We start from the raw sequence: 5801 nt of genomic DNA, 5'->3' as shown, positions 1-5801 counted from the left end.
CGCCGCAGGTCTTCGCCGGGTTCGACCCCGAGTTCGTCGGCCAGCAGCGCGCGCAACCCGGCGTAGCGCGCGAGCGCTTCGGCGCGGCGCCCGGACCGGGCGAGGGCGCGGACCAGCCGTTCCCACAACGACTCCCGCAGCGGGTGCTGGGCGACGAGGTCGGTCAGCTCCGCGACGAGCCGCGCGTCGGGGACGAGCCCGGTGTCGAGGTCGATGCGCTGTTCGACGGCGAAGAGGTGCCGTTCGGTGAGCAGCGGCTCCCATTCGGCGGCGAGCGCGGGCGACCCGACCCCTTCCAGCGGCGTCCCGCCCCAGGTCGCGAGCGCGGCGGTGAGCAGCGCCCGCCGCTGCGCGGGATCGCTCGTGGCGGCGGCTTGGTCGAGGGCGCGCAGGAACCGCAGCGCGTCCACCCGGGACGGGTCGACGACCAGCCGGTACCCCTCCGGTTCGGTGACGACGACGTCTTCGCCGCAAAGCCGGCGCAGGCGCATGACGTAGGTCTGCAGGCTGCCCCGGATGTGCGCGGGCGGCGTCTCACCCCACACCCCGCGCGCGAGCGCGTCGATCGACACCAGCCGCCCCGCGGCGAGCGCGAGGGTCGCGAGCAGCGCCCGCTGGCGCGAACTGGTCAGCACGACCGGGGAACCGCCGACGCGCACCTGGAACGGGCCGAGCAGCCGGATGTCGATGGTGGTCGCCCCCAGATCAGCCGTCGCGCGCCGCCGGGCCCGCGAGCGGGCCCCGAGGAACGCAGCGTGGCATCACTCGGCCGGGCGCTCAAGCCACTTTGCGAAATTGGGCGGAACCGGTCCCGGGCGCGGGGTTGGGCCGAGCGGGTGGGGTGCGGGACACGGGAGTTGGCGGTGGGTGACTTTCGGTTCGGGAGCCGGGTGTTCGGGGGCGGGGATCGGTTCGGCGCACCGGGGGCGGATGGGCGGCCGGGTTCGCTTCCGCCGCACCGGCCCGGCGTGCGGCCAAGCGGCGACAACCCACGTCGCGTGTCCGGTCGGTCCTTACCGGCCCGGTTCGCTTCTGCCGTACCGGCACGACGCACGACCTGAACGGCGGCGGCTCACCTCGCCTGCCCGGTCGGCCCCTCCCAGCCCGGATCGCTTCCACCGCACCGGCACGACGCACGACCCGAGCGACGACAGCTCACCTCGCCTGCCCGGTCGGCCCCTCCCAGCCCCGATCGCTTCCACCGCACGAGCCCGAAACGCGCGGCGGCTGCCAACCTCGCCGGACCGGGCAGGTCACCTGCCGCCCCTGATCGCTCCTCCCCCACCGGCCCGGACGCGCGAAAGGGCCCCGCGCGGTTCGCGCGGGGCCCTGCCGGAAAATTCGCTCGCCTGACCAGAGGTCGCCCCCTGGGGACCCCCTGATTTCACGTTACCGCAGGGGTCCGACAGTTTTGGCCGGTCAGCTCTTCTTCGCCGCTGTCGACGGCCGCCTGGCCGGTGCCTTGGCTGCGGTGGCCTTCCGGGCCGTGGTCGTCTTCGCCGCCGTCGTCTTCGCGGCAGTCGTCTTGGCCGCGGTCGTCCTCGCAGCGGGCTTCGCCGCCGTGGTCTTGGCCGCCGCCGGCTTCGCCGCTGTCGTCTTCGTGGCCGCCGCCCTCGTGCGCGTGGTCGCCGGCTTCGCCGCCGCTGGCTTCGCCGCCGCCGCGCGAGTCCGCGTCGTCGCGGGCTTCGCCGCCGCCGCGCGGGACGTGGTCGTCCGGGACGCCGCCGCGCGCTTCACCGGCGCCGCCTTGGCCAGCTTCTTCGCGCCCGAAACGACGTCCTTGAACGTGGTCCCCGCTCGGAAGGCCGGCACGTTCGTCTTCTTGACGCGCACGGCCTCGCCGGTGCGCGGGTTCCGGGCCGTCCGGGCCGCGCGGGCGCGCTTCTCGAACACGCCAAAGCCGGTGATGTTGACCTTCTCGCCCTTGTTGACCGTCCGGATGATGATGTCGACCAGACCGTCGACCGCCTCGGAAGCGGCCTTCTTGTCGCCCAAGCGCTCCGACAGCGCCTCGATCAGCTGGGCCTTGTTGGCCATACCAGTCCTCCAAGAAGGGAGTACCCGTCCACGGCCCGGTCGGCCGACCAGCACACGGTATTACCAAGGCAGCACAAATTCCAAACGGTGCGCGGACCTTTTCCCTTGCCCCGGGGCGGGTTTCGCCTCGCGGAGAAGGCCTCAGGAGGGCCGTTTGACACAGTTTCGGCGTGCCTAAAAAAGAAGCGGGATCCCTTGCCCGGCAAGGGATCCCGCTCAAAACCGGACTAGCCGGCCGTGATCGGCGTCGTGGTCGGCTTCCAGGACGGGCGGGCGCCCTCGAAGGCATCGATCTCACCGGCATGGCGCAACGTGAGAGCGATGTCGTCGAGGCCCTCCAGCAGCCGCCAGCGGACGTAGTCGTCGATCTGGAAGGGCGCGGTGAAGTCCTTGGCGCGCACGGTCTTGGTCTCGAGGTCGACCGTGACCTCCGTGCCGGGCTCGTTCTCGAGCAGCTTCCAGAGCAGTTCGACGTCGTGCTGCTCGCACTGCGCGGCCACCAGGCCGCCCTTGCCGGAGTTGCCGCGGAAGATGTCGGCGAAGCGGGCGGAGATGACGGCCCGGAAGCCGTAGTCCATCAGCGCCCAGACGGCGTGCTCGCGGGAGGAACCGGTTCCGAAGTCCGGCCCCGCGACCAGCACGCTGCCGTTCTTGAACGGCTCTTGGTTCAGGATGAAGTCCTCGTCGCCGCGCCAGGCGGCGAACAGGCCGTCCTCGAAGCCGGTCCGGGTGACCCGCTTGAGGTAGACCGCCGGGATGATCTGGTCGGTGTCCACGTTGGACCGGCGCAGCGGCACGCCGACGCCGGTGTGCTGGGTGAACGGTTCCATGGCAGTAGCTCCTCGGGTGGTCAGCGGGCGGCGGTCAGCAGGTCTTCCGGCGACGAAAGCGTCCCCCGGACGGCCGTGGCGGCGGCCACCAGCGGCGACACCAGGTGCGTCCGGCCGCCCTTGCCTTGCCTGCCCTCGAAGTTGCGGTTCGACGTCGACGCGCTGCGCTCCCCCGGCTTCAGCTGGTCCGGGTTCATGCCCAGGCACATCGAGCAGCCGGCCTGCCGCCATTCGGCGCCGGCCTCGGTGAACACGGTGTCGAGGCCCTCGGCCTCGGCGGCCTTGCGGACGCGCATCGAGCCGGGGACCACCAGCATCCGGACCGAGTCGGCGACCTTCCGGCCGCGCAGCACCTCGGCCGCGGCCCGCAGGTCCTCGATCCGGCCGTTGGTGCAGGAGCCGAGGAAGACGGTGTCGACCGCGATCTCCCGCAGCGGCGTGCCGGGCTTGAGGTCCATGTAGGACAAGGCCTTCTCGGCCGCGACGCGGTCGTTCTCGTCCGGGATCAGCTCCGGGTCGGGCACCTCGGCGCCCAGCGGGAGGCCCTGGCCAGGGTTGGTGCCCCAGGTCACGAACGGCGTCAGCTCGCCGGCGTCGAGGTGCACCTCGGCGTCGAACTCGGCGCCTTCGTCGGTGCGCAGCTGCCGCCAGTTCTCGACCGCCGCGTCCCAGTCGGCGCCGCTCGGCGCGTGCGGGCGGCCCTTCAGGTACTCGAACGTCGTCTCGTCCGGGGCGATCATCCCGGCCCGGGCGCCGGCCTCGATCGACATGTTGCAGACGGTCATCCGGGCTTCCATCGAGAGCGCCTCGATGGCCGAGCCGCGGTACTCCAGGACGTAGCCCTGGCCGCCGCCGGTGCCGATCTTGGCGATCACCGCGAGGATGATGTCCTTCGCCGTGACACCGGGGCGCAGCTGCCCGTCGACGGTGATCGCCATCGTCTTGAATGGACGGAGCGGCAGCGTCTGGGTGGCCAGGACGTGCTCGACCTCGGACGTCCCGATGCCGAAGGCGATGGCGCCGAACGCGCCGTGCGTGGAGGTGTGGCTGTCGCCGCAGACCACGGTCATGCCGGGCTGGGTCAGGCCGAGCTGCGGGCCGATGACGTGCACGATGCCCTGCTCGGCGTCACCCATCGGGTGCAGCCGGACACCGAACTCCTTGCAGTTGCGGCGAAGGGTGTCGACCTGGGTGCGCGAGACCGGATCGGCGATGGGGAGCTCGATGTCGACGGTCGGGACGTTGTGGTCCTCGGTCGCGATGGTCAGGTCGGGGCGGCGCACCGGCCGCCCGGCCAGGCGGAGGCCGTCGAAGGCCTGCGGGCTGGTCACTTCGTGCAGCAGGTGGAGGTCGATGTAGAGCAGGTCCGGTTCGGCGCCTTCCCCTCGGCGCACGAGGTGGCTTTCCCACACCTTCTCCGCCAGTGTGCGGGCCTTGCCGGTCGGGCTGGTCATCTCCGGCTCCTTCCACGGTTCGACGTCGGAACTCGGGCGCGCACCGCGGGGGCGAATGCGAGCCGCGAAGGAGGGGCGCAGCTCGAGTTCAGGGTTTTCCCAGATACTGGACTTCCCAAAGTGCGGGACGCTAGTATCGGGTCGTGGGACAGCATAGCGGTATCGGAGTACTGGACAAAGCAGTGGCCGTGCTGCAGGCGGTCGCGGACGACCCCTGCGGCCTCGCGGAACTCTGCACGCGGACCGGTCTGCCGCGCGCCACCGCGCACCGGCTCGCGGTCGGGCTCGAGGTGCACCGGTTGCTGCGCCGCGGTCCGGACGGGCGCTGGCGCCCCGGTACCGCACTGGCCGAGCTGGCGGGCGGCTCGACGGATCCCCTGCTCGACGCGGCGGGCGTCGTGCTCCCGAAGCTGCGGGACGTCACCGGCGAAAGCGTGCAGCTCTACCGGCGCGACGGCGTCCAGCGCGTGTGCGTCGCCACGGCGGAACCGCCGAGTGGCCTGCGCGACACCGTCCCGATCGGGTCACGCCTGCCGATGACGGCCGGCTCGGGCGCGAAGGTGCTCGCGGCGTGGGCCGACCCGCACACGCAGCGCACGATCCTGGCCGACGCGGTCTTCGGCGAGCGCACGCTCCTGGAGGTGCGGCGGCGCGGGTGGGCTCAGAGCGTGGCCGAGCGCGAACCCGGCGTGGCCAGCATTTCGGCGCCGGTGCGCGATTCGGCGGGAACGGTCGTGGCGGCGGTGTCGGTCTCCGGCCCGATCGAGCGCATCGGCCGCAAGCCGGGCGCCCGCTGGGCGGCGGACCTCCTCGCGGCCGCGGACGCGTTGCAGGAACGGCTTTAGGACCGCGTCAGCGCTCAGGCCTGACCGGTTTCGAAGCGCGCCACCTTGCCGTCGCGAACCGTGAAGGCCCATCGGGTGCGCATCGCGCCCCACGTCGAGTTGGCGTAGTTCGCCACGAACTCCCGCCCGTCGCCGGTCGCGGACTCGACTTCGAGGTGGCCGTGGCTGGAGAAGATCTCCCGCTCGGTCCACTCCCCCAGGTCGCGCTCGGTGCCGTCGTCGGACATCGTCGCGTCCGGGGTCAGCGCGGCCCGGAACGCCGTGCGGTCGCCCGCGTTCAGCGCGTCGACGAAGGCGCGCACCGCGGGGTCGCCGATCGGATCCGTCATGGGCCCATGGTGCACCGTTCGGGGGAACCTCGCGAATTCCGCGTATTCGGTGACGGCGGTCACGTCTCTTATCCGACAGCTCCACGGAGGGGGACCACGATGTTGAACCGGCGGGAATTGGCGATGTTGCGGGCGGTCGGGGCCGGCCGCGCCGAACTGACCTGCAGCTGCGAACCGGACCTGCGGGTCGACGGCCTGCCGTGCTGCGACCAGGCGACCGCGCACGAGCTGGCGCGGGCGGGCCTGATCCGGCCGGCGCGGGTGGTCGCCGTCGGGCAGTGGGCGCGGGCGGAGCTCACCGACGAC

At 72.3% G+C, this 5801-nt stretch carries 7 protein-coding genes; 2 read left to right on the top strand and 5 right to left on the bottom strand.

Going from position 1 to position 5801, the window contains the following annotated elements:
• The 4 genes from G3I65_RS36725 to leuC all read right to left on the bottom strand — a co-directional run.
• A partial coding sequence (locus G3I65_RS36725; protein ID WP_309235908.1) for an AfsR/SARP family transcriptional regulator occupies positions 1 to 635 on the bottom strand: 635 nt, incomplete at its 3' end.
• A gap of 784 nt (positions 636 to 1419) precedes the next feature.
• Positions 1420 to 2037 carry an HU family DNA-binding protein gene (locus G3I65_RS36720; protein WP_160700171.1) on the bottom strand — a complete coding sequence of 206 codons (618 nt, stop codon included), beginning with the start codon at positions 2035 to 2037 and terminating at the stop codon, positions 1420 to 1422.
• 227 nt (positions 2038 to 2264) lie between these two features.
• Positions 2265 to 2867, bottom strand: a complete 603-nt coding sequence (leuD, locus tag G3I65_RS36715; protein WP_160700170.1) for a 3-isopropylmalate dehydratase small subunit — start codon at positions 2865 to 2867, stop codon at positions 2265 to 2267.
• A 20-nt stretch (positions 2868 to 2887) separates the two neighbouring features.
• Positions 2888 to 4321: a 3-isopropylmalate dehydratase large subunit gene (gene leuC / locus G3I65_RS36710; protein WP_160700169.1), complete on the bottom strand. Its 1434-nt coding sequence runs from the start codon at positions 4319 to 4321 to the stop codon at positions 2888 to 2890.
• 143 nt (positions 4322 to 4464) lie between these two features.
• Between leuC and G3I65_RS36705 the strand changes: the two genes are divergently transcribed.
• Positions 4465 to 5166, top strand: coding sequence for an IclR family transcriptional regulator (locus tag G3I65_RS36705; protein WP_163046815.1), 702 nt, complete (start codon positions 4465 to 4467; stop codon positions 5164 to 5166).
• 14 nt (positions 5167 to 5180) lie between these two features.
• Here the strand turns inward: G3I65_RS36705 and G3I65_RS36700 are convergent, their stop codons facing one another.
• Positions 5181 to 5495, bottom strand: coding sequence for a nuclear transport factor 2 family protein (locus tag G3I65_RS36700; RefSeq protein ID WP_160700168.1), 315 nt, complete (start codon positions 5493 to 5495; stop codon positions 5181 to 5183).
• A gap of 99 nt (positions 5496 to 5594) precedes the next feature.
• Here G3I65_RS36700 and G3I65_RS36695 point away from each other — a divergent pair.
• Positions 5595 to 5801, top strand: a 207-nt coding sequence (locus G3I65_RS36695) for a hypothetical protein (RefSeq protein WP_160700167.1), incomplete at its 3' end; no start/stop codon positions are given.

Origin of the sequence: Amycolatopsis sp. SID8362, from assembly GCF_010550475.1 — a bacterium.
Taxonomy (GTDB): domain Bacteria; phylum Actinomycetota; class Actinomycetes; order Mycobacteriales; family Pseudonocardiaceae; genus Amycolatopsis; species Amycolatopsis eburnea.
This window is presented reverse-complemented; position numbering and strand designations above follow the sequence as displayed.